At 72.1% G+C, this 21,992-nt stretch carries 21 protein-coding genes and 1 pseudogene; 10 read left to right on the forward strand and 12 right to left on the reverse strand.

Annotated features, from left to right (window positions below; all coding sequences use genetic code 11):
* The first annotated feature begins 126 nt into the window (after positions 1-126).
* The 5 genes from FYW95_RS04450 (at position 127) to FYW95_RS04470 (ending at position 8,422) form a co-directional block, all read left to right on the forward strand.
* Complete coding sequence (locus tag FYW95_RS04450) at positions 127-1,425, forward strand: ABC transporter substrate-binding protein (RefSeq protein WP_159944825.1); 1,299 nt, start codon at positions 127-129, stop codon at positions 1,423-1,425.
* A gap of 17 nt (positions 1,426-1,442) precedes the next feature.
* Positions 1,443-2,417 carry a carbohydrate ABC transporter permease gene (locus FYW95_RS04455; RefSeq protein ID WP_370462432.1) on the forward strand — a complete coding sequence of 325 codons (975 nt, stop codon included), beginning with the start codon at positions 1,443-1,445 and terminating at the stop codon, positions 2,415-2,417.
* 89 nt (positions 2,418-2,506) lie between these two features.
* Positions 2,507-3,355 carry a carbohydrate ABC transporter permease gene (locus FYW95_RS04460; protein ID WP_159944863.1) on the forward strand — a complete coding sequence of 283 codons (849 nt, stop codon included), beginning with the start codon at positions 2,507-2,509 and terminating at the stop codon, positions 3,353-3,355.
* Positions 3,352-5,499: an alpha-galactosidase gene (locus FYW95_RS04465; RefSeq protein ID WP_159944824.1), complete on the forward strand. Its 2,148-nt coding sequence runs from the start codon at positions 3,352-3,354 to the stop codon at positions 5,497-5,499. The genes FYW95_RS04460 and FYW95_RS04465 overlap by 4 nt, the downstream gene beginning before the upstream one ends.
* 7 nt (positions 5,500-5,506) lie before the next feature.
* Positions 5,507-8,422, forward strand: coding sequence for a glycoside hydrolase family 2 TIM barrel-domain containing protein (locus FYW95_RS04470; RefSeq protein ID WP_159944823.1), 2,916 nt, complete (start codon positions 5,507-5,509; stop codon positions 8,420-8,422).
* Positions 8,423-8,424: 2 nt separating this feature from the next.
* On the opposite strand, the pseudogene FYW95_RS04475 reads toward FYW95_RS04470, so the two are convergent.
* Positions 8,425-9,294, reverse strand: a pseudogene (locus tag FYW95_RS04475) (EamA family transporter); the annotation flags it as partial.
* A 172-nt stretch (positions 9,295-9,466) separates the two neighbouring features.
* Here FYW95_RS04475 and FYW95_RS04480 point away from each other — a divergent pair.
* Positions 9,467-9,970, forward strand: a complete 504-nt coding sequence (locus FYW95_RS04480) for a MarR family winged helix-turn-helix transcriptional regulator (RefSeq protein WP_159944822.1) — start codon at positions 9,467-9,469, stop codon at positions 9,968-9,970.
* 93 nt (positions 9,971-10,063) lie between these two features.
* Here FYW95_RS04480 and FYW95_RS04485 read toward each other — a convergent pair whose 3' ends face one another.
* The 5 genes from FYW95_RS04485 to FYW95_RS04505 form a co-directional block, all read right to left on the reverse strand.
* Positions 10,064-10,258, reverse strand: a complete 195-nt coding sequence (locus FYW95_RS04485; RefSeq protein ID WP_159944821.1) for a CsbD family protein — start codon at positions 10,256-10,258, stop codon at positions 10,064-10,066.
* A gap of 90 nt (positions 10,259-10,348) precedes the next feature.
* Entirely contained in the window at positions 10,349-11,143 is a 795-nt protein-coding gene (gene thiD, locus FYW95_RS04490) for a bifunctional hydroxymethylpyrimidine kinase/phosphomethylpyrimidine kinase (protein WP_159944820.1), read from the reverse strand.
* Positions 11,144-11,264: 121 nt separating this feature from the next.
* Positions 11,265-11,915, reverse strand: a complete 651-nt coding sequence (locus tag FYW95_RS04495) for a pyridoxamine 5'-phosphate oxidase family protein (protein ID WP_159944819.1) — start codon at positions 11,913-11,915, stop codon at positions 11,265-11,267.
* Between the two features lie 139 nt (positions 11,916-12,054).
* Entirely contained in the window at positions 12,055-12,630 is a 576-nt protein-coding gene (locus FYW95_RS04500) for a globin domain-containing protein (RefSeq protein ID WP_159944818.1), read from the reverse strand.
* A gap of 497 nt (positions 12,631-13,127) precedes the next feature.
* Positions 13,128-14,447 (reverse strand): MFS transporter, encoded by a 1,320-nt coding sequence (locus tag FYW95_RS04505; RefSeq protein ID WP_159944817.1) that lies wholly within the window; start codon positions 14,445-14,447, stop codon positions 13,128-13,130.
* 208 nt (positions 14,448-14,655) lie between these two features.
* Between FYW95_RS04505 and FYW95_RS04510 the strand changes: the two genes are divergently transcribed.
* Genes FYW95_RS04510 through FYW95_RS04525 form a run of 4 tightly spaced genes read left to right on the forward strand, consistent with a single transcriptional unit; the run spans position 14,656 to position 18,200 of the window.
* Complete coding sequence (locus FYW95_RS04510; RefSeq protein WP_160050024.1) at positions 14,656-15,561, forward strand: ABC transporter ATP-binding protein; 906 nt, start codon at positions 14,656-14,658, stop codon at positions 15,559-15,561.
* Positions 15,558-16,337, forward strand: coding sequence for an ABC transporter permease (locus FYW95_RS04515; protein WP_159944068.1), 780 nt, complete (start codon positions 15,558-15,560; stop codon positions 16,335-16,337). Before FYW95_RS04510 ends, FYW95_RS04515 begins: the two co-directional genes overlap by 4 nt.
* Positions 16,338-16,344: 7 nt before the next feature.
* Positions 16,345-17,583, forward strand: a complete 1,239-nt coding sequence (locus tag FYW95_RS04520; protein WP_159944069.1) for a sensor histidine kinase — start codon at positions 16,345-16,347, stop codon at positions 17,581-17,583.
* Positions 17,580-18,200, forward strand: coding sequence for a response regulator (locus FYW95_RS04525; protein ID WP_159944070.1), 621 nt, complete (start codon positions 17,580-17,582; stop codon positions 18,198-18,200). Before FYW95_RS04520 ends, FYW95_RS04525 begins: the two co-directional genes overlap by 4 nt.
* A 90-nt stretch (positions 18,201-18,290) precedes the next feature.
* Here FYW95_RS04525 and FYW95_RS04530 read toward each other — a convergent pair whose 3' ends face one another.
* From FYW95_RS04530 to FYW95_RS04550, 6 genes are read right to left on the reverse strand one after another with little or no spacing between them, the layout of a single operon-like run.
* A complete protein-coding gene (locus FYW95_RS04530; RefSeq protein WP_159944071.1) occupies positions 18,291-18,614 on the reverse strand; it encodes a Rieske (2Fe-2S) protein in 324 nt (107 codons plus the stop codon).
* Positions 18,611-19,483 carry an iron-containing redox enzyme family protein gene (locus FYW95_RS04535; protein WP_159944072.1) on the reverse strand — a complete coding sequence of 291 codons (873 nt, stop codon included), beginning with the start codon at positions 19,481-19,483 and terminating at the stop codon, positions 18,611-18,613. The genes FYW95_RS04530 and FYW95_RS04535 overlap by 4 nt, the downstream gene beginning before the upstream one ends.
* The gene (locus FYW95_RS04540) at positions 19,480-20,265 is read right to left on the reverse strand and encodes a dihydrodipicolinate synthase family protein (protein ID WP_159944073.1); all 786 of its coding nucleotides are present in this window, start codon (positions 20,263-20,265) and stop codon (positions 19,480-19,482) included. The genes FYW95_RS04535 and FYW95_RS04540 overlap by 4 nt, the downstream gene beginning before the upstream one ends.
* A gap of 11 nt (positions 20,266-20,276) precedes the next feature.
* Entirely contained in the window at positions 20,277-20,549 is a 273-nt protein-coding gene (locus FYW95_RS28590; protein ID WP_255459496.1) for a DUF6190 family protein, read from the reverse strand.
* On the reverse strand, positions 20,482-20,769 hold the full coding sequence (locus FYW95_RS28595; RefSeq protein WP_201294684.1) for a DUF6190 family protein: 288 nt from the start codon (positions 20,767-20,769) through the stop codon (positions 20,482-20,484). The genes FYW95_RS28590 and FYW95_RS28595 overlap by 68 nt, the downstream gene beginning before the upstream one ends.
* Positions 20,759-21,958 carry a PLP-dependent aminotransferase family protein gene (locus FYW95_RS04550; RefSeq protein ID WP_159944074.1) on the reverse strand — a complete coding sequence of 400 codons (1,200 nt, stop codon included), beginning with the start codon at positions 21,956-21,958 and terminating at the stop codon, positions 20,759-20,761. The genes FYW95_RS28595 and FYW95_RS04550 overlap by 11 nt, the downstream gene beginning before the upstream one ends.
* Positions 21,959-21,992 lie beyond the last annotated feature (34 nt).

The following is a 21,992-nucleotide window of genomic DNA, read 5'->3' on the forward strand; positions in this document are numbered from 1 at the left end:
GGGCGGCGGAATCCCTGATGGTAAATGTTGGAAAACGTTGGCAAGTGTTGACAAGTCGGGCGAGGGGTGCTGACTATGTGTGCATCGTTCGTGTGACCGCCTTCACACATGTTCGGAGGACCCCCGATGCACCACAGACCCCCCGGACCACCGGGCCCGGCCCGCCGTTCCCTGCTGCGCGGGATGGCCGGAGCCGGGGCCCTGCTCGCCCTGCCGGGCCTGGGCGGGTGCGGCGCGGGCCGCCGCACGGACCCCGACCTGGTCACCATGGCCTCCAACCGGGCCAACCCCGCCCAGCGCGAGGCCGTCGCCGAGAGCGTCGGGCTCTTCGAGGCCGCCTCCGGGCGCACCGTGGAGATCAACACCTTCGACTCCACCTCGTTCCAGGAGAGCCTCAACAACTACCTCCAGGGCACCCCGGACGACGTCATCGCCTGGTTCGCGGGCTACCGGATGCGCTTCTTCGCCGAGCGCGGCCTGATCAGCGACGTCACCCCGGTCTGGGAACGGCACTTCCAGGGCGCCTTCACCGACCAGGTCCGCAGCCTGTGCACCGCCGACGACGGCAGGCAGTACATGGTCCCCGACTCCACCGCGCCCTGGGCGGTCTTCTACCGCAGGAGCCTGTTCGAGGAGAGGGGGTACGAGGTCCCCGCCACCCGCGAGGAGTTCGTCGAACTCTGCGAGCGCATGCGCGCGGACGGGCTCGAACCCCTGGCCTCGGGAATCCGCGAGGGCTGGCCCGCGATGGGCATGTTCGACCACCTCAACCTGCGGATCAACGGCCCCGAGTACCACCTGGAACTCCTCAACGGCGACCACTCCTGGGACACCCCCGAGGTCCGGAGCGTCTTCGGCGCCTGGGCCGAACTGCTGCCCCACCACCAGCCCGACCCCCTGGGCCGCGGGATCAACGAGGCCCAGACCGCCCTGGTCCGGCGCGAGGCCGGGATGATGCTCTGCGGCCTGTTCATCACCCACGTCTTCCCCGAGGGGGAGGACCGCGAGGACCTGGACTGCTTCCCCTTCCCCGAGTTCGATCCCGAGATCGGCGCCGACGCGGTCGAGGCGCCCATCGACGGGTTCATGGTGTCGGGGGACCCGCGCAATGCCGAGGGCTCCCACGAACTCCTCGGCCACCTGGGCTCCCTGGAGGCCCAGGAGCTCTACACCGCGATCGACCCGCAGGCGCTGCCCATCCACCAGGACGCCGACACCAGCGGGTTCACCGGACTGGACGCCCGCGTCAGCGACATGATCAACGCCGCCGGGGCGCTCACCCAGTACATGGACCGCGACACCCGCCCCGACTTCGCCTCCGTCGTCATGATCCCCGCCCTCCAGCGCTTCCTGCGCCAGCCCGACGACCTCGCCGACCTGACCGCCAGCATCCAGCGCCAGAAGGTCTCCATCTTCGGCCGCTGAACCAGAAGGGAGAAGGCGTGGTGTCCAACGCCCCCGCACCGCCCCGGGAGGGGCGCACCCTGCCCCGGCCGCCGGACCGCCGCCCCGGCCGGCCCCGGCGCCCCAGCCTGCGCAACGGCCGGGCGGACCGGATCACCCTGGCCCTCATGCTGGGCGTGCCCGCACTGCTCGTGGTCGGCCTGGTCTGGCTGCCCGCCCTGGCCACGGTCGCCCTGTCGTTCACCCGCTGGGACGGCATCGGCGGCCCGGAGACCATCGAGTGGATCGGTGCCCAGAACTACGTGGACGCGTTCACGATCTACCCGCCGTTCGAACCGGCGCTGCGCAACAACCTCGTGTGGCTGGTGGTCCTGTTCGCCTTCCCCACCGTCCTCGGCATGCTCCTGGCCGTGCTGCTGGACCGCCGACTGCGCGGCGGATCCCTGTACCAGAGCGCGTTCTACATGCCGGTCGTGCTGTCGCTGGCCCTGGTCGGGTTCATCTGGCAGCTCGTCTACTCCCGCGACCAGGGGCTGCTCAACGCCTTCCTCGCCCTGGCCGCCGACGCCCCGCCCGTGGACTGGTTCGGCGACCCCGACATCAACCTGTACGCGGTGCTGGTCGCGGCCGGGTGGCGGCACACCGGCTACATCATGCTGCTCTACCTGGCCGGATTGAAGGCCGTCGACCCCTCGCTGCGCGAGGCCGCCGCCATCGACGGCGCCGGCCCGGTGCGCACGTTCACCCGGGTCGTCTTCCCCGCCCTGCTGCCGATCAACCTGGTCGTGGTCGTCGTGACCGTCATCGACGCACTGCGCGCCTTCGACATCGTGTGGGTCATCAACCGGGGCCGCAACGGCCTGGAGCTGATCTCCGCGCTGGTGACCTCCAACGTCATCGGCGAGGCCAGCCGGGTGGGCTTCGGCTCCGCGCTGGCCGTGGTCATGCTGGTGATCTCGCTGGTGTTCATCGCCGTCTACGTGTCCACCATGCTGAGAGGGGCCTACCGGTGACCGCCACGACCCCGTCCGTCCCACCCGCTCCGCCCGCCTCGTCCGCCCGCCCCGCGTCGTCCGCGCGGCCCGCCCCGCGGCGCCGCCGGATCCGGCCCGCCCGCGCCCTGCTGCACGCCTTCCTCCTCACCACCGCGCTGGCCTGGTTCTTCCCGGTGCTGTGGGCCGTGGTCAACTCCTTCCGCGACTACGAGTACACCGCCGTGCACGGTTACCTGTCCCTGGGCGGCTTCACCCTGGACAACTACGCCGAGGCCTGGACCCAGGGCGAACTGCCGGGCTACTTCCTCAACTCGCTGGTCATCACGGTCCCCGCCGTGCTGCTGACCCTGTTCCTGTCCTCGTGCGCCGCGTTCGTGCTCTCCCAGTACTCACGCCGGTTCAACCTGGTCATGCTCGCGGTGTTCCTCGCCGCGAACCTGCTGCCGCCCCAGGCGCTGCTCGTCCCGCTCTTCCGGCTCTACAACTCCATTCCGCTGCCGTACTGGATCAGCGAGTCCGGCTCCCTCTACGACAGCCACCTGGGCATCATCCTCATCCACACCGCCTTCCAGATCGGCTTCTGCACCTTCGTGCTGAGCAACTTCATGAAGGCCATGCCCGCCTCCCTGCTGGAGGCGGCCCGGGTGGACGGGGCCAGCGCCTTCCAGCAGTACTGGAGGGTCGTGCTCCCGCTGTGCCGCCCGAGCCTGGCCGCTCTGGCCACCCTGCTGGTCACGTGGATCTACAACGACTTCTTCTGGGCGCTGGCCCTGCTCTCCAGCGGGGACAAGCTGCCCATCACCACCGCCCTGCAGAACCTCCAGAGCGCCTTCTTCGTCGACTACAACCTGCTGTCGGCGGGCTCGGTCCTCGTCGCCCTGCCGACGCTGGTCGTGTTCTTCGCACTGCAGCGCCACTTCGTCGCCGGACTGACCCTGGGGGCGAGCAAGGGATGACGTACCGCACCGTGAGCCTGCGCGCGGCGGGCACCGCCCTAATCCTCGGCGTCCCCGGGGACGGGCTGCCGCACGTCCTGCACTGGGGCGCCGACCTGCCCGACACCGACGGGCTGGCCGCCGCGGCGGCCCCCGGCGCCGCGCACAACGGACTCGACGAGCCCCGGTGGGTGTCGCTGGTGCCCACCCAGGGCGAGGGCTGGCGCGGCCACCCCGGGATCGCCGGGCACCACGAGGGCCGGACCACCTTCCCCCGCTGGACCGTCCGGGAGTGCTCCGCGGCACCCCTGGAGGGAACCGAGCCCGGAACCGGCGGGTCCCTGACCGTCCTGGCCGACTCCCCGGGCCTGGAACTGCGCTGCGAACTGCGCATGGAGGCCTCCGGCCTGGTCCGCGCCCGCCACACCGTCACCAACACCGACGCCGACCCCTGGACGCTGGACTCCCTCCTGGTCGCCCTCCCCCTGCCCCGGGAGGCGCGGGAGGTGCTGGACCTGACCGGCCGCTGGTGCCGCGAGCGCGCGCCCCAGCGGCACGACCCGGGTACGGGAACCCGGCTGCGCGCCTCGCGCCGGGGCCGGACCGGCCACGACGCGCCGCTGCTGCTCACCGCCGGCACCCCCGGGTTCGGGTTCCGCCACGGCGAGGTCTGGGGCGTGCACACCGCCTGGAGCGGCGACCACGTGCACCTGGCCGAGCGCCTGCCCGAGGCCGCCGGGCAGGCCGACGGCGTGATCGCGGGCGGCGAGCTGCTCCACCCCGGGGAGGTCCGCCTGGCCCGGGGCGAGTCGTACACCACGCCGTGGGTGCTGCTGTCCTGGTCCGACCGGGGGCTCGACGGCATGTCCGCGCGCCTGCACCGCTGGCTGCGCGCCCGGCCCGGGCACCCCTCCTCCCCGCGGCCGGTGGTCCTCAACACCTGGGAGGCCGTCTACTTCGACCACGACCTGGACACGCTCACCCGGCTCGCCGACACCGCCGCCGACATCGGCGTGGAGCGGTTCGTCCTGGACGACGGCTGGTTCCGGGGCCGCCGCGACGACACCGCGGGACTCGGCGACTGGACCGTGGACCCCCGGGTGTGGCCCGGAGGCCTGCACCCGCTCTTCGACCACGTCCGCGCCCGGGGGATGCAGGTCGGGCTGTGGGTGGAGCCGGAAATGGTCAACCCCGACTCCGACCTGGTGCGGGCACACCCGGAATGGGTGCTGGCGGAGGAGGGGCACCTCCCGCCGCCCAGCCGCCACCAGCAGGTCCTGGACCTGTCCCGCCCCGAGGCGTTCCGGTACGTGTTCGACCGCCTGGACGCGCTGGTCACCGAGTACCGGCCGGACTACCTGAAGTGGGACCACAACCGCGACCTGCTCGAACCCGTGCACGCACCCACCGGCGGCGCGGGGACGCACCGGCAGACCCTGGCCGTGTACGCGCTGCTGGACCGGCTCCGGGAGCGCCACCCCGGCCTGGAGGTCGAGTCCTGCTCCTCCGGCGGCGGCCGGGTGGACCTGGGGATCCTGGAGCGCGCCGACCGCGTGTGGGCCTCCGACACCAACGACCCGCTGGAGCGGCTGGCCCTCCAGCGCTGGACCGCCCTGCTGCTGCCGCCCGAGCTGGTGGGCAGCCACGTCGGCGGGCCCGTCGCGCACACCACCGGGCGCGCCGCCGACCTGTCCCTGCGCTGTCTGACCAGCCTGTTCTCCCACGCCGGTATCGAGTGGGACATCACCGGGTGCACCGGGGACGAGCTGCGGACGCTGGCCGCCTGGATCGGCCTGTACAAGGAGCTGCGCCCGCTGCTGCACTCGGGGGAGGCCGTGCACGCCGACCCCGTCGACCCCGCCGAACAGCTCGACGGCGTGGTCGCCCCGGACGGGAGCGAGGCGGTGTTCCGCTACGCCCGGCTGGCCACCTCCGAACGCGCCCTGCCCGGCCGCGTCCGCCTGCCCGGCCTGCGCCCGGACCGCCGCTACCGCCTGGTGCGGCGCGGGGAGGCCGGGCCGCCCTCCACCACGGAGCGGCTGCCCCCGGCGTGGTTCACCGAGGGGGAGACCACCGCGCCGGGCTCGGTGCTCGCCCGCTCCGGGATCCAGCTGCCCAACCTCAACCCGTCCCAGGCCCTGCTCCTGCACCTGAAAGAGGTCTGACCCGCCCATGACCAAGCCCGCCTACCTGGAGGACTTCGTCCCCTCGAAGGGGGCGCGCGCGCCCCGCGCCCGCTTCGCCTCCGACGCGCCCTCCCTGGACCTCAACGGCACGTGGCGCTTCCGACTGCTCGACCGGGCCCCGGCCGACACCGACGGGTTCGAGGCCGGGGGGTACGACGACTCGGCCTGGTCCGACCTGCCGGTGCCCGCGCACTGGCAGCTGCACGGCCACGGCGCCCCCGCCTACACCAACATCGCCTACCCCTTCCCGGTGGACCCGCCGCACGTGCCCGACGACAACCCCACCGGCGACTACCGGAGGGTCTTCGACCTGCCGGAGGGGTGGCCCGGCGGCGGGGCGGTGCTGCGCTTCGACGGGGTCGACTCCTGCTTCCGGGTCTGGCTCAACGGCACCGAGCTGGGCTTCTCCACGGGCAGCCGCCTGGCCGCCGAGTTCGACGCGGGCCACCTGCTGCGCCCGGGGCGCAACACCCTGGCCGTGCGCGTCCACCAGTGGTCGGCCGCCAGCTACCTGGAGGACCAGGACATGTGGTGGCTGTCCGGGATCTTCCGCGACGTCACCCTGCTCGCCCGTCCCGAGGGCGGGATCGACGACCTCACCGTGCACGCCTCCTACGACCACGCCGCCGGGACGGGCACCCTGCGGGTGGACGTGGCGGGCGCGGAGGACGCCCTGGTCAGTGTTCCGGAGCTGGGGCTCGCCGACGTCGCGGCCGGGGTGGAGCACGCGGTGGGCCCCGTGGAGCCGTGGTCGGCCGAGGTGCCCCGCCTGTACGAGGCACGGGTGCGCACGCCGGGGGAGGAGGCCCGCGTGCGGGTCGGCTTCCGGACCGTGGAGGTCTCCGGGGGACGGCTGCGGGTCAACGGCCGCCCCCTGCTGCTGCGCGGGGTGAACCGGCACGAATGGCACCCCGACCACGGCCGCGCGGTGCCCCGGGAGACCATGCGGGAGGACGTGCTGCTGATGAAGCGGCACAACGTCAACGCGGTGCGCACCAGCCACTACCCTCCCCACCCCGACTTCCTCGACCTGTGCGACGAACTGGGCCTGTGGGTCATCGACGAGTGCGACCTGGAGACCCACGGGTTCGAGCTGGTCGGGTGGCGCGGCAACCCCTCGGACGACCCGCGCTGGCGCGAGGCCTACCTGGACCGGATCCGCCGGACGGTGACGCGCGACCGCAACCACCCCAGCGTCATCCTGTGGTCGTTGGGCAACGAGGCGGGGACCGGGCGCAACCTGGCGGCCATGGCCGCGTGGACGCGCGAGCACGACCCGTCGCGGCCGGTCCACTACGAGGGGGACCGGGACAGCTCCTACGCCGACGTGTACTCGCGCATGTACGCGCCGCACGAGGAGGTGGCGCTGATCGGCCGGGGCGAGGAGGAGCCCACCCGGGACCCCGGGGCCGACGCGCACCGGCGCGGCCTGCCCTTCGTCCTGTGCGAGTACGCGCACGCCATGGGCACCGGGCCCGGCGGGCTGGAGGAGTACCAGCGCCTGTTCGAGGAGTACGGCCGCTGCCAGGGCGGGTTCGTCTGGGAGTGGATCGACCACGGCATCCGCCGCCGTGGGGCGGACGGCACCGAGTGGTTCGCCTACGGCGGCGACTTCGGCGAGGCCCTGCACGACGGCAACTTCGTGGCCGACGGCCTGCTCCTGCCGGACCGCGTGCCCAGCCCCGGGCTGGCGGCCTACGCCAGGACGGTCGCACCGGTGCGGGTGGTCCCCGACCCGGAGGCCGGAACCGTCGGCGTGGCCAACACGTGGGACTTCCGGGACACCGCGGGGCTGGTCTTCGCCTGGCGGGTGGAACAGGAGGGGATCCCCTTCGGCGAGGGGGAGCTGGAGGTGCCGGTGCTCGCCCCGGGCGGACGCGCCGAGGCCGCGCTGCCCGCCCTCCCCGAGCCCCCGGGGACGGGCGAGGTCTGGCTGACGGTGTCCGCCCGGCTGGCCGGGGACGAGGCCTGGGCTCCGGCCGGGCACGAGCTGGCCTGGGGGCAGGCCCGGGTCCGGGGGCCGGGGGGCGCCGCGCGGAGGTCCGGGCCGTCCGTGTCCGCCACGGCGGCCCCGGTGGGGGAGGGCGCCGTGCGGATCGGTCCGGGCCTGCTGGACGCGGGGACCGGGGCGCTGCTCTCGGTCGGCGGCCTGGACCTGGACCCGCTCGTGCTGGACCTGTGGCGCGCCCCGACCGACAACGACATCGCCCCGCACGGGGACTCGGTGGCCGCTCTGTGGCGGGCGGCGGGCCTGGACCTGCTCACCTCCCGCCTGGTCTCGCTCGGCTGGGAGGGGGAGGAGTTCGTCGTCCGGACCCGTCTGGCCCCGCCCGCCCGGGACTTCGGGATGGGCGTGGCCCACCGCTGGTCCGGGTCCGGGGGCCGCCTGCTGCTGACGGTGGAGGCCGAGGCCGGGGGCGAGTGGCCCTGCCCGCTGCCGCGCCTGGGCGTGCGCACGGCTCTGCCCGCCGCGGTGGACCGGGTGGAGTGGTTCGGGCGCGGACCCGGCGAGGCCTACCGGGACGTGTCCCAGGCCGCGCGGGTCGGCCGGTTCACCAGCACGGTCGACGGACTCCAGACGCCCTACCTGCGGCCCCAGGAGAACGGCAACCGCATGGACGTCCGGTGGGCCGTGCTGCGGGCGGCCGACGGCACGGGCCTGCGGGTCGAGGGGGACCCGGTGTTCGACTTCTCCGCGCGCCGGTGGGGCACGGCGGAGCTCGACGCGGCCCGCCATCCCTTCGACCTGGTGCCGGGCGACCGCGTCCACCTGCACCTGGACGCGGCCCACCAGGGGATCGGGTCGGCCTCGTGCGGGCCCGGGGTGCTCCCCGCCCACCGCCTGGAGGCCGGGCGCCACCTGCTGCGCCTGGCCTTCTCCCCGGCCTCCGCGGCTGACTGATCCGGGCGCGGTCGGTGCCCGGTGAGCTGCACCAGCACCACGGCACCGGCCGCGGCCAGGGCCCCCGCCCCCTGCACGGGGGTGAGGGTCTGGCCCAGCACCAGGAAGCCCAGGGCGGTGGCGGTCAGCGGACTGGCGAAGGACAGGAAGGACACGGCCAGGGCGGGCAGGCGCTGCACCCCGCGGAACCACAGCGCGTAGGAGACCAGGGCGCCGACCACGCCGAGGTAGGCGAAGCCGAGGAGGTTGGGCCCGGTGACCCGTTCGGGCAGGCCCTCCACCAGCAGGGCTGCGGGGGCCAGGAGGAGGCCGCCCGCGGTCAGCTGCCACCCGGTCAGGGCCAGGACGCCCGTGCCGGGGGGCCGCCCCCACCGCTTGGAGAGCACGATGCCGGTCGCCATGCAGGCCGCCGCGGCGAGCCCGGCCAGCACCCCGACCGGGTCCAGGGCGGCCCGCGGGCCCAGCACCAGCAGGGCCACGCCCGCGGCGCCCAGCAGCGTGGCGATCACGTGCACGGGGCGGACGCGCTCGCCGAGGAGCAGCGCGGCCAGGGCCAGGACCAGCATGGGCTGCACGGACATCACCAGGGCGGCCACCCCGCCGGGCAGCAGGTAGGCGGCGACGAAGAGCAGGTAGAGGAAGACGCCGATATTGAGCGTGCCCAGCACCGCGGCGCGCCACCACCACGCGCCCGAGGGCAGGGAGCGGGTCACGGCCAGCAGTACCAGGCCGGCGGGCAGGGCGCGCACGGCGGCGGCGAGCAGGGGCCGGTCGGGCGGCAGGAACTCGGTGGTGACCAGGTAGGTGCTGCCCCACACGGCCGGGGCCAGCGCGGTGACCAGGGTGTCCGTGGCCAGGCGTGCGCGGCTCACGTCAGCGCCGTCCCGTGCGGCGCGGGGTGGGGACGCGGAACGGGATCGGGGACGGCCGCGGGGAGACGCATGTTCATTCGATGCCTAAGTTTTCGGTGACGAACTATTCGACATCGAAAGATTAGGTTCGGATCGTCCCCCGGGTCAAGGGAGCGCCGCTATCATCGGCCGGATGAACGACGCCGTGGATGTCTTCCTCAGCCAGTGGGCCCGTGAGCGACCCGACCTGGACACGTCGACGATGGCGGTCCACGGCCGGCTCACCCGCGCCAGCCGTCTGATGGCCCGGGGCGTCGACGACTACCTGTCCGGGGAGGGGCTGGAGTCCTGGGAGTTCGACGTGCTCGCCACCCTGCGCCGGGCGGGCGACCCGCACTGCCTGAGCGCCAAGGAACTGGTCGCCATGACCATGGTGGGCTCCGCCGCGATGACGCACCGGGTGGACCGGCTGGTCCGACGCGGCCTGGTCACCCGTGAGACCGACCCCGGCAACCGCAGGCGCACGCTCGTGGCGCTGACCCCGGAGGGGCTGGAGCTGGTGGACCGGGTCGTGGAGGGGCACGTGGCCAACCAGGCGCGCCTGCTCGGCGGCATGGACGGGGCGGACCGCGAGCGGCTCGCGGAACTGCTGCGGGTGCTGCTGCTCTCGCTGGGGGACACCCTCCCGGAGCGGTGACGGGCCGCGGCCCCGCGATACCGCGCGCCCGGGGCCCGCACGCCGACGGGGAGGCACCCGTGGTGCCCCCCCCGCGGTCAGTCCGGGCCCGGTTCAGGACCTGCGGTGCTTGTCATCACCGGTCAGGGCGTCCTTGACCTTCTCCCCGGCCTGCTTGAACTTCGAGGTCTTCTGCTCGGTCTTGCCCTCGGCCTGCCACTGTTCGTTGTCCGTGGCCTTGCCCAGGTTCTCCTTGGCCTTGCCCTTGAACTCCTCGGCCTTGTTGCTGGCCTGGTCTCGATCGGACATACCCACCTCCTGGCTCGGTGTTCGGTCCTACCAGGACCCCTAACCGGTTTCGGAGCGACCGAATCATGTTCGGACAGGGAAACGGGGGTATCAGGGGGCGACGGTGGCCACCGAGGCGAAGGGGGCGTGCGTGTCCACCCGGCCCGCGATGCCCTCGCGCACCATCTCCTTGGCCACCTGTACGGCCTCGCCCACGCCCTGGCCCTTGGCCAGCTCGGCGGTGATCGCCGCGGCGAAGGTGCAGCCCGCGCCGCTCACCCGCTCGTCGCCGATCTTGGGGGCGCTCAGGACGGTGGTCTCCTCGCCGTCGAAGTGGACGTCCACCGCGTCCGGGCCGGGCAGCTCCACACCGCCCTTGACCACGACGTGCCGGGGACCCAGCCCGCGGATGCGCCGGGCGGCCTCCACGAGGTCGTCCACCGTCTCGATCCGCTCCATCCCCGCCAGCGTGCGCGCCTCGAAGTGGTTGGGCGTGATCACGGTGGCCAGGGGCAGGATCCGTTCGGTCAGCGCCTTGTCCGTGTCCAGCGCGGCGCCCGGCTCCTGGCCCTTGCAGATCAGCACCGGGTCCAGGACCACGTGCCGCCACGGCTGGCGGCGCAGCCCCTCGGCGACCGCGTCGATGGTGTCCGGGGTGCCGAGCATGCCGATCTTGACCACGTCCAGGTCGTGGCAGGAGGTCGCGGCCTCGATCTGGTCGGCGATGACCTGCGGGGCGACCGGGACGAAGCGGTGCCCCCACCCGTTCCCCGGGTCGAAGGACACGATGCAGGTGATCGTGCCCATGCCGTAGACGCCCAGTTCCTGGAAGGCCTTGAGGTCGGCCTGGATGCCGGCGCCGCCGGTGGCCTCCGAGCCTGCGATCACGTACGCGCGGTTGGCCATCGGGCACCAACCCTTCTTCCGTCGATGTGCTGTCCCGGGGCCCTTCCCGGGCCCCACCGCACCCTAACGGTCGGTCGGGGGCGCTCCGGGCCGACCGGTCGCCCCCGACCGACCCCGGCGGTCAGCCCGGGTAGGCGGGCTCGGCGGGCTCGCTCCAGCGCTTGGGGGTGTCCCGGGCCCCGAAGAAGTCGCCGCCCTTGCGCACGGTGTCGTCGGTGCCCCACGCCTCGTCCCGGCCGACCTTGCGCAGGTGAGGGATGTGCTTGCGGCAGTGGATGTAGGCCTCCTCCACGTGGACCACGGTCCACAGCAGCGCCTTCTGCCCCGGGACCTCGGGCTGGGGGAGGCCGTGGACGTGGCGGCGCAGCTCCGCGTCCTCCAGCAGGGTCGTCCGGCCGTTGACGTGCAGCCCGATGCGCTCCCGGGTGAAGTCCAGGAACATCAGGCCCACGTGCGGGTTCTCCAGGATGTTGCCCACGCTGGCGAACACGCCGTTGCCCCGGAACTCGGGGTAGGCCAGGGTGTGCTCGTCGATCACGTGCACGAACCCGGGCGGTCCCGCGCGGAAGCTGGAGTCGCACTCGCCGCGGCTGTCGGAGGTGGCGATGAACATCATCTCCTGGCGGGCGACGAACTCGCGCATCCGCGGGTTCAGGTGGTCGAGCATCTGGTCCCGGTAGAAGCGTTCGGCGCGCTCGCTCGTACCGGTCATCCGCTGCACGCGGTGTTCACCCTCGCTGCCGGGGAGTTGCCGTGGGGAGGTCTCGCGCATTACTGCCTCTCGTGGGGCTGATGGGGTTTGTGGGACCGGAGTCGCCCATCGGGGAGATGGGAAAGGGTGGGGTGGTGCGGGGCGGCCGGGCCGGAGGCCGCCGGTAAGGGCGCTCCCGGGGAGCGGGCGGTCCGCCGGGTCAGCGCACCGGGGAGGAGGCGTCGGTCGGCTCACCGCGCCACATCGGTCCCGGCCGGCGTGCCGCCCGGGGCGCGGGCGGGGCAGCGTGTCGCGGAGCGGGCTCGGCCTGACGGGTCGCGGACCCGCCCTCCTCCGCCTCGCGCGCGCCCGCGAGCATGTTCGCGGTGATCCACTCGTAGACCATGACCCAGGACGAGCTCATGGACGAGGACCAGGTCGGCGAGATCTCGCTGACCGCGCGCACCAGGGCGCGGCCCACGTAGGGGTAGTGCTCCGGCTTGACGCCGAGCTGCCGCTTGTGCTGGGCGCCCAGCTGGCGCAGGTACCCGGCCACCTCGTCGGGCTGGTCGAGGTAGCGGACCACCTCCAGCAGGGCGAAGGCCATGCGCTCCTTCTGGGTCTGCATGTTCGCGGGGAACATCGACCGCACCTCGGGGACCATGGCGAAGAGGTTCTCGTAGAAGCGGTCGGACAGGCGGGTCGAACCGGGAGGTAAGGAGGCGCAGGAGCGCCGGACCGCGTCGATGACGGTCTGGTCGGGGAGCGGGACCTCGTCGATGGAGCGGGGAGACAAAGGAGCCTCCAATCGGGTTGGCGGGAGGGGAGGCACACACATCAGGACCACGCTGGTACCCTGCGTGATCACTTGGAGAACGAAACGTGTGCGGCCTCCGGGGTCTCCCGGGGCCGTGTCGGATCCGGGTGCGCCGCGTCCCCTGGGTGCCGCCGCCTCGGCGGCTCCCGGGCGGTCGGGGCGCGGTCACGGGGCTGGATCGGCCGCTCTCCCGGCAGTGCCGAGGTGGGCGGGATCCCTCATCGCTGCCTGTCTTCCTCCGGAGAATCAGTACCCGTCCGTGGGGTGGACGGCTACGAACACCACATGAGGAGAGGGTGGCGACGGTGCTCGGGCAACCCGGTCTCCTTCCTTGTGTTTGCCGTGGCAATGTAACAGAAGTGTGGACGTATTTGGACGTTACTGGCCGGTAGCGTGAGATTTCGCAGGTCACCGGCCCCTTTGGCGTGTCCGCGGCCAGATGTGCCCGAACCGTCGGCACGGGCGCCGTCGCCCCCTCACCCCTTCCGGGCGCGGCGCCACCCGGCCGCGGTCGCGTTCGCGCGGTCGCCCGGCGGGACCGGCCGCCGGGCGAAGCACACCGCCACCGCCATCAGGGCGCAGATCAGGGCCAGCCCGAGCACCCCGGGGCGGTAGGAGCCCGCCCAGCCGTGGGCCAGGGACAGCAGGATGGGCCCCACCGCGGTGGAGGCGACCGCGACGGCCTGCGTCAACCCGCGCAGCGAGCCCAGGTTGGCGGTGCCGAAGTAGAAGGGCAGCGCCGCGTTCTCCACCGCCCGGGCGCCCGAGGCCGCGGCGCCCAGGGCCATGCCGTAGAGCAGCGCGCCCAGACCCGGTGCCACCAGCGGGAGCAGGGCCAGGGCCAGCGCCTGCAGCGCCATGGCGGCGCACATCAGCACCTTGGGGGAGAACCGGTCGGCGGCCGAACCGAACAGCAGGGCCGCGCCCAGCCCCGCCACGGTCTGGGGCAGGAAGTTGGCCGCCGCCTGCGTCGGGGTGAGCCCCTGCTCGCCCAGCAGGGCGATCTGGTGGAAGAACACCGCCGTGACCACGAGCCCGCTGCAGGCCACCCCGCCCGCCATCGCCCAGAAGACCGACGTGCGCACGATGTCCCGCAGCGGCCACCGCGGCTCCGGGGGCGCCGCCGGTTCCCCGGACCCGGCCTCGGGTCCGCTCTCCGCCTCGGGTCCGGGATCGGCCTCGGGGCCGGGACCGGACCGGGGCGCGGTCCCGGCGGCCCGGGCGACCCCGCGCAGCCCCCACAGGGCCAGCGGCAGCACGACCACCCAGATGAGCACGGCTTCGGCGGCGAGGGTGTGGCGCCACCCCAGCAGGGCGACCAGCCGCTCGGCGAACAGCGGGAACAGGGAGATCCCCGCCGTTCCCGCCGAGGTGGTCAGCCCGAGCAGGAACCCCCGGTTGCGGGTCACCGAGATCGCGACGGCCGTGGTGGCCACCAGCGACATCCCGCCCTGGCCCAGCGCCCGCACGCCCACGAAGCCCGCGGTCAGCCCCACCAGTTCCTGCACGCACGCCAGGAGTACCAGGAACCCGCCGAAGCCCAGTGCCACCCCGCCCAGCACCGGCCGCACCCCGAACCTGTCCACGGCCCGGCCCAGCCAGGGCAGCGCGAGAGCCCCGGCCAGCGTGCCCGCCATGTAGGCCAGGGAGACGGCGGACCGGCTGACGTCCAGGTCGGCGATGACGTGGTCGACGAAGACGGATATCCCCGCCGTCTGCCCCGGGCCGCTCAGGGCCAGGACCAGCGCGGAGGCGACCACGACCCGGACGGGGGAGGCCTGTCGCGCGGCCCTCACCGCGCTCCTCCGACCGGGGCGGACACGGGCGTGCGGGCGCGGGGTGTTCTCGTCATCGGACCTATTGTCCCGCCCGGGGCCGCGGCTTTGGCGGGCGGGCCCTCCGGTCGGCGGCCCCGCGTCAACCGATCGGTTGATCCGCAAATCCACCGATCCCGTGGCCGGGCGGGCGATCCGCACGGGAGGGGCCGCGGGAGAGGCTCGGGGCATGCCGATCATCGACGTCCGAAACCTGCACAAGCGCTACGGGGAGAAGGTCGCCGTCGACGACGTCTCCTTCTCCGTGGAGGAGGGGGAGATCTTCGGAATCCTCGGCCCCAACGGCGCCGGTAAGACCACCACGGTCGAGTGCGTCGCGGGGCTGCGCCCCGTCGACGGCGGAGCGGTCAGCGTGCTGGGCCGGGACCCGCGCCTCCATCGGGACGAGGTCCGCGAGCGCCTGGGCGTGCAGCTCCAGGAGGCACGCCTGCCCGACCGGATCCGGGTCGGGGAGGCGCTGCGCCTCTACGCCTCGTTCTACCGCTCCCCGGCCGACCCCGACCAGCTCATGGAGATGCTCCGCATCACCGACAAGCGCGACACCGCCTACCGCAAGCTGTCCGGGGGCCAGAAGCAGCGGGTGTCCATCGCCCTGGCCCTCGTGGGGCGGCCGACCGTGGCCGTCCTGGACGAGCTGACCACGGGCCTGGACCCCCAGGCCCGCCGCGAAACCTGGGACCTGGTCGAGAGCGTGCGCGACTCGGGGGTCACCATCGTGCTCGTCACCCACTTCATGGACGAGGCCGAACGCCTCTGCGACCGGCTCGCCCTGATCGACCAAGGCCGCGTCGCCGCCCTGGACACCCCCGCCGGACTCGTCGACCGGGCCGACCCGGAGCAGCGCGTGACCTTCCGCGTCCCCGCCGGGTTCGACGAGCGCCTCCTCACCGGCCTGCCCGAGGTCTCCTCCGCGCACCGCGACGGGGGGCGGCTGCGGGTGACCGGCCGCGGCAACCTGCTCCACGCCGTGACCTCGGTGCTGGCCCGCGAGCACGTCCTCGCCGAGGACCTGCGCGTGGAGCGCTCCAACCTGGACGACGCGTTCGTCGCCCTGACCGGACGGAGCCTGCGATGAGCACCGGAACCGGAAGAAGGCCCCTCACACCCGCCCTGAACCGCCTCGTCGTGACCGAGGCCAGACTGCTGCTGCGCGAACCCCTGTCGGTCGGCCTCGGGATGCTGCTGCCCACCGCGATCCTGCTGGGGATCGGCGCCATTCCGGTGACGCGCGAGCCCAGCCCGGAGTTCGGCGGTCTGCGCTTCGTCGAGATCTGGGCCCCCACCGCCCTCGTCCTGGGCATGGGGATCCTGTGCGTCCAGCACCTGCCGTCGGTCCTGGCCACCTATCGCGAGAACGGCGTCCTGCGCCGGATGTCGACCACCCCGGTCCACCCCGGGATGGTCCTGGCCGCACAGCTGGCCGTGGTGTTCGCGGCCACGGTCGCCTCCGGGCTGCTCCTCGTGCTCTCCGCCTGGCTGGTCCTGGACGTCGAACCGCCCCGGCAGCCGCTGCTGTTCGCCGCCGCGTTCCTGGTCGGATCCGCCTCGCTCATCGCCCTGGGCACCCTGGTCGCCGCCGTGGCGCCCAGCGCGAGCGCGTCCAACGGCATGTCGATGGTGCTGTACATGTTCCTGATGCTCGTGGGCGGGGTGTTCCTGCCTCGGGTCTTCCTGCCCGACGTCCTCGTGCGGATGGGCGAGTTCACGCCGCCCGGCGTCCAGCTGCTGCTGGAGAGCTGGTCCGGAACGGCCGACGCCTCGGGGCTGTCACAGCTGGTGCAGTTGGCGATAATGGCGGGGGTCGCAGTGGCGGCCGCCGTTCTGGCGGCCCGGCTGTTCCGATGGGAGTGAGCGGCGCGTGGACCTGCCCGGAGAGAGCACCGCCAGGGACTGGGACAGCTGGTGGGAGCGGTTCGTCGACGTCCTCCCCTGGATCCTGCTGCTGCCCTCGGCCGCGCTGGTCCTGGCCCAGCCGGACCGGGGCTGGGGGGAGCACGCGGTCACCGCCGGACTGGCCGCGCTCGCCGCCGCGTGGCTGTTCCTCGGGCGCGTGCTGTCCCCCGGGTACGGCAGCGGCCGTCCGCTGCCCGCCCTGGTCCACTTCGCCGGGCTCCTTGCGCTGGCCGCGGTGATGATGGCGCACGACCTCATGTTCCTGATGTTCATGATCGCGCTGTTCTTCCAGGCCATGTCGCTGCCCTGGCCGCTGGCCCTCGTCGGGGTCGCGGCCACCTCGATCGCGCTGTACACGCACACCATGGGCTTCCCGGGCACCGACCCCGGAACTCCCTTCCTCCAGCACCTGTTCCTCTACCTCGGAGTGATCACGATCCAGACCGTGGCCGTCGGAGGGGGACTCATGGTCGCGGTCAAGAGCGCCGAGCAGCACCGGGAGCGCCAGGTGATGGTGACCAGACTGGAGGCGGCCCTGGAGGAGAACGCCGGGCTGCACGCCCAGCTCCTCACCCAGGCCCGGGAGGCCGGGGCGCTGGACGAGCGCCAGCGCATGGCCCGGGAGATCCACGACACCCTCGCCCAGGGCCTCACCGGGATCATCACCCAGATCCAGGCCGCGCAGCGGGTGTGGGAGGATCCCGGGACGGCGCGACCGCACGTGGACCGCGCCCTCGGACTGGCCCGCGAGAGCCTCACCGAGGCGCGGCGCTCCGTGCGGGCCCTGGCGCCCCGGCAGCTGGCCGACAGCCAGCTGCCCGAGGCCCTGGGCGAGCTCACCCGGCGGTGGGCCGAGCAGCACGGGGTGCGCCCCGAACTCGACGTCACCGGCAAACGCGTCGCCCTGAGCCCCGCGATCGAGGTGGCCCTGTTCCGGGTGGCCCAGGAGGCGCTGACCAACGTCGCCAAGCACGCCGGGGCCTCCCGGGTGGGCGTGACCCTGTCCTACTCCGACGACGTGGTCCTGCTGGACGTGCGCGACGACGGCCGGGGCATTCCGGGCACGCCCCGGCAGGGGTTCGGGCTCACCAGCATGAGGCAGCGCATACGGGGGATCGGAGGAACCGTGGAGGTCGAGAGCGGCGCGGGCGAGGGCACGGCCGTCAGCGCGACCGTGCCCGCCGTCCCGGTGGGAGCGCCGTGATCCGGGTCCTCATCGCCGACGACCACCCCGTGGTCCGCGACGGCCTGCGCGGCGCCTTCGCGGCGGAGGACGACATCGAGGTGGTGGGTGAGGCGGCCAACGGGCGCGACGCGGCCGAGCGGGCGGTCGAGCTGGCCGCGGACGTGGTGCTCATGGACCTGCGCATGCCGGTGCTCTCGGGGGTGGAGGCGATCACCGTCCTGGCCCGGGAGGCGCCGCGCGTGCGCGTCCTCGTCCTCACCACGTTCGACAGCGAGAGCGACGTGCTCCCGGCCATCAAGGCCGGGGCCACCGGCTACCTGCTCAAGGACGCCTCCCCCGACGAACTGCTGCGCGGCGTGCGCGCGGTGCACCGGGGCGAGTCCGTCCTGGCGCCTACCGCGGTCCGGCACCTGGTGGGACAGGTCCGCAGGCCCGCCAGCCCGACCCTGAGCGACCGGGAGCTGGAGGTGCTCCGGCTCGTCGCCGACGGGGCCTCCAACCGGGCCGCGGCGGCGCGCCTGTTCATCAGCGAGGCGAGCATCAAGACCCACCTCCAGCACGTGTACAACAAGCTCGGCGTGCGCGACCGGGCCGCGGCGGTGTCCGAGGGCTACCGCTGCGGCCTGCTCACCTGACCCCGGGACGGGACCGCCGTCCGCGGACCGCCACGGTCCTCCGTGCGTGCCGTACGGCACGCACGGAGGACCGGACGGAGCCTTCGGCGGTCACTCCCTCCCCGTGGCGCCAGAGGTGTCGCCGTCGGCGTCCCCGAGGTGCGTGACGACACGCAGTGGTGTGCACGCGGGTCCGGTGACGATCTCTCCGTTTCTCAGATCGAACGTTGAGTAGTGTAACTGGCAGCGGATCCGTAGGGTCTGCTCGTCCACGTGGGCGAATCTCAGCCTGCCCTTGCGATGCGGACAGCGCGCCTCGGTGATCAGGCGCCTGCCCGCCACCTCGATCAGCACCAGGTCGTCGGTCACCTGCACCACCCGGGGCGCGGCTGTGCTTCCACGGGCGGGGGGTGCGGACTCCGGAGGTGTGGTCATGCCGTCCCTCCTGCCTTGTCGACGACCCCCTCCACGGCTGCGGCGGCTATCGTGCTGGTCAGCTCCACCCCTGCCCATACCCGTGCGAGGTCGAGGCTGTTCTCCTCGTCCAGGACACGGATCGCCGTCCGCATCTGCCTGCTGTGGAAGCTGTCGATGTAGAGGTGCTCGCTGTAGTACCCGTGGGCCCTGATGCCCAGGCGCTCAGCGGCCCGCTGGTAACTGCGGAAGGCGTAGAGCACGCTGGACTCGAAGTAGGCGTATCCGCCCAGGAAGTACTCGGGTGAGGGTGCACGGCTTGCCAGCCAGTGGAACATGTTGACGTAGGCCAGCGCCTCTGGGCAGGCCCGCTCGACGTAGTATCCGAGATCCAGCGGCATGCCGAGCTCGGTCAGCAGCTCCCGGTAGAGATGGGAGTGCGCCTGCTCGTCGTTGCCGGAGCCGAGCTCGTCGATGAGGACCCGAAACACCGCCATGCCCGCTCTGAAGGGCAGCCTCGGCACCACGGGCAGCAGGTACTCCGACTCGGTCAGCCCGTCCACGGCGAATTCCGCGACGACTGTGCGGAACTGCTCCAGCGTCGCTTCCTCCGCGAGGAAACGGTCCTCCGGTGACGGTGAGGCCTCCTCCAGGGCGAGCCGTTCGCGCAGAGCCCGAAGCAGGTCGGCGCGGGAACGAAAGGGAGGTGCTGAGGCGGTGCAGGCGGTGGCCAGCGGTGTTATCCACCGGTCCTCCAACTCCAGCAGTTCTCCGTACTCCTCCGCCGTGGGCACGCTGCGGTAGAGGTGGTAGCGGCGCCGCTGGTCAGTGGCCCTCACCCGCGCCCGGGCCGTGGTCGTGTCGAGGGTCGAAGGAGCGTGCGTGGTCATGCGTCCTCCATGATCGGCTCGGTGGTGATGACGCCGCGGCGCCCCAATTCCCGCTTCACATGCGTGTACCAGTCGTCACGGAAGATCCCGTACTGCTCGCAGACGAGGTTGAGGACCTCCTGAGCCTGTCGTGTGGGATCGACGAGCATCGCGTTGCACAGGTCGGGCTGGAGATTGGCGAGGGGCCCGATGAAGCCGTCGATGCCGGTGACCGAGGAGAGCAGGTTCTCCCAGCCCTCGAAGACCGGGACTCCGGTACCGGCGGTGGCGATCCTCGTGGTGAACTCGGCCGAACCGCTCGACTCCTTGACGCCGACGACACCGGGCAGCTCGCACAGCGCGAGCAGGGTCTCGTACTCGATGCGGTTACCGGAGAGGGCCTCCTCGTTGTAGAGGAAGAGCGGGATCTTGGTCGCCGAGCGGATGGTCTGGTAATGGGTGCGGATGTCGTCCTGGGTCACGTCGGAGCCGAAAGGGGACGTGACGACGATCGCGTCGACCCCCAACCGTTCGGCCAGGCGAGCCCGCTCCAGGACCGCCTCCGTGTCCGGGAGCTGGACGCCGGCCAGGACCGGCAGACCGTGGTTGTGTGTCACGGTGTAGCGGACCATGTCGGTCCACTGCTGCTCGTTGAGCTTCCAACCCTCGCCGGAGCTGAGCGTGGGCATGAGGGCGGTCACGTCGGCTTGCAGGTACTCGAACAGACGAGCGGTGCTCTCCTCGCTGACACGGCCTTCGGCGTCGTACGGTGTGACCAGGGGGACGATTGTTCCTGAGTACATGTCATCGCCTCTCACAGGTCCTCGGAAGAGACGCGCAAGACCAGAGACTCCTGGTACAGGCTTTCCAAGGGCTCAGGGAAGATGGGCTCGTCGTCGCTGCCGGAAACGATGTCCACCGGTAGTCCGTCGCGGACCAGTGCCGGATCGAGGGTCCGCAGGGTCGCGCCCCGGGCGAGCACCTGTCCCAGCACCAGCCGTCGGTGGGGGGAAGCCCGTTCAGAACGGGGTCCTCCCATGCCCGGCGGACGTCCTGCTCGGCGTAGCCCGACGCGGTTGACCGCCATGTCGGTGTGCAGCCGGGTCCATGAAGGGGTAGTAGGCGTCCTGGAGTTCGCGCGGCCTGCGCCAGACCAGGTCGTCGCAGCGCCCCACCTGTTCCAGGCTCATGGCTACGCGCCCCTTCAGACGCTCCACGAAGAAGGCCTTGCAACCCCGGCGGAGCGCCTCGTTCTCGTGGTGCATTCCCATGAACACGTCGGCGTCGACGAAGACGTCAGCGGTCATAGCGCATCAGCACCTTGCGCATACGGTCCATGGCCAACCGGAACATCTCCGGTTCGCGGGCGAGAGCGATCCTCACGAAGCGCTCACCCCTGGCCGGGTTGTTCCAGTAGAAGTAGGTGCCTGGCAGTACGTACACTTCCTCCTGCGGCAGTTCGGCCTGGAGCTCCTCGGCGCTGGTGCCCTGGGGGAGGATGCGGAACCACGCGACGCTCGTCGAGACCACCGGTTCCTGGCATTCCAGGATTGTTCCGGAGAGTGCGTTGCGCACGGTGGAGGTGTTCTCCTCGACGATCCGGCGTACCGAAGCGAAGCCGTCCTCGATGGAATCCTCGACATAGTGCGTGACCATGTTCAGTACGAACGGGGGCACGTTCAGCAGGACACTGGTGTGGAGGTCGTAGACCTCGGTGTGGATGTCGCGGCTGGCGGTGATCATGGCGCACTTGGCATCCTGGATGGGCCAGGTCTTCCCGGTGTCCTCGATCACCATGTAGGTGACGCCGAACTCCTCCAACAGTTCGTACACGTCGACTCGGCCGATGTTCTCGTCGCACAGGGCGAACGAGGCGAAGCAGAAGTCGATCATCAGCAACTTGTCGTTGTCGACGCAGTAGCGCACGACCTCGCGGAAGCCGTCCATGCCCTGCGCGAGAAGGGTGAATCCGGTGGGGTTGTTGGGATCGACGAGATAGAGGGCGTCACCCTCGCAGGTCTCGGTCAGACGCTCGTAGATGCACCCCGGATCGGCCAGTGCGTCCTCCGGCACGGGGGAGAGCGGAACCCGCATGTTGCGCAGCAGGTCGGTGAGGTTGTCGAAGCACGGTTCGATCAGTGACACGGAAATGTCGTGTCGCTTGAAGTACATTCCGGAGACCATTGTCGAAACACTGGCCGAATACGAGAGCAGGGTGCGGCGCATGGCTCTCGCCGTGGGCTGTCTGTGCAGGCGGAAGAACGCTGACAGGAAGCGTTCCTCGAAGTAGGCCTGCTGCCCCTCCTCGGATTCGTGCCAGAGTTCGGGAAGCCGTTCCACGATCTTGTCCTGGCTTCCGGACTGCCGCTGGTGGGTGTGCGCGTCCGCGAGGTTGTAACGCGTCTTCAGCGCCTGGATCTCGTGCTGGGTGAGGTCGACCGGGCGTTCTGGTCGAACCGTGGTATCCGTCTTGTTGCCCGTGGGAGTTGCGGACATCGTTCGTCCCCTTCTCTTCAGCGGGTTCTCCGCA

The organism is Nocardiopsis sp. FR4 (assembly GCF_009830945.1).
Classification (GTDB): domain Bacteria; phylum Actinomycetota; class Actinomycetes; order Streptosporangiales; family Streptosporangiaceae; genus Nocardiopsis.

Bases quoted from the DNA above. Each gene is read 5' to 3' on its own strand.
- FYW95_RS04450 (WP_159944825.1), top strand. From the start codon at position 127: ATGCACCACAGACCCCCCGGACCACCGGGCCCGGCCCGCCGTTCCCTG.
- FYW95_RS04465 (WP_159944824.1), top strand. From the start codon at position 3,352: ATGACGTACCGCACCGTGAGCCTGCGCGCGGCGGGCACCGCCCTAATC.
- FYW95_RS04470 (WP_159944823.1), top strand. From the start codon at position 5,507: ATGACCAAGCCCGCCTACCTGGAGGACTTCGTCCCCTCGAAGGGGGCG.
- FYW95_RS04480 (WP_159944822.1), top strand. From the start codon at position 9,467: ATGAACGACGCCGTGGATGTCTTCCTCAGCCAGTGGGCCCGTGAGCGA.
- FYW95_RS04485 (WP_159944821.1), bottom strand. From the start codon at position 10,258: ATGTCCGATCGAGACCAGGCCAGCAACAAGGCCGAGGAGTTCAAGGGC.
- thiD (WP_159944820.1), bottom strand. From the start codon at position 11,143: ATGGCCAACCGCGCGTACGTGATCGCAGGCTCGGAGGCCACCGGCGGC.
- FYW95_RS04495 (WP_159944819.1), bottom strand. From the start codon at position 11,915: ATGCGCGAGACCTCCCCACGGCAACTCCCCGGCAGCGAGGGTGAACAC.
- FYW95_RS04510 (WP_160050024.1), top strand. From the start codon at position 14,656: ATGCCGATCATCGACGTCCGAAACCTGCACAAGCGCTACGGGGAGAAG.
- FYW95_RS04515 (WP_159944068.1), top strand. From the start codon at position 15,558: ATGAGCACCGGAACCGGAAGAAGGCCCCTCACACCCGCCCTGAACCGC.
- FYW95_RS04530 (WP_159944071.1), bottom strand. From the start codon at position 18,614: ATGACCACACCTCCGGAGTCCGCACCCCCCGCCCGTGGAAGCACAGCC.
- FYW95_RS04535 (WP_159944072.1), bottom strand. From the start codon at position 19,483: ATGACCACGCACGCTCCTTCGACCCTCGACACGACCACGGCCCGGGCG.
- FYW95_RS04540 (WP_159944073.1), bottom strand. From the start codon at position 20,265: ATGTACTCAGGAACAATCGTCCCCCTGGTCACACCGTACGACGCCGAA.
- FYW95_RS28590 (WP_255459496.1), bottom strand. From the start codon at position 20,549: ATGGCGGTCAACCGCGTCGGGCTACGCCGAGCAGGACGTCCGCCGGGC.
- FYW95_RS28595 (WP_201294684.1), bottom strand. From the start codon at position 20,769: ATGACCGCTGACGTCTTCGTCGACGCCGACGTGTTCATGGGAATGCAC.
- FYW95_RS04550 (WP_159944074.1), bottom strand. From the start codon at position 21,958: ATGTCCGCAACTCCCACGGGCAACAAGACGGATACCACGGTTCGACCA.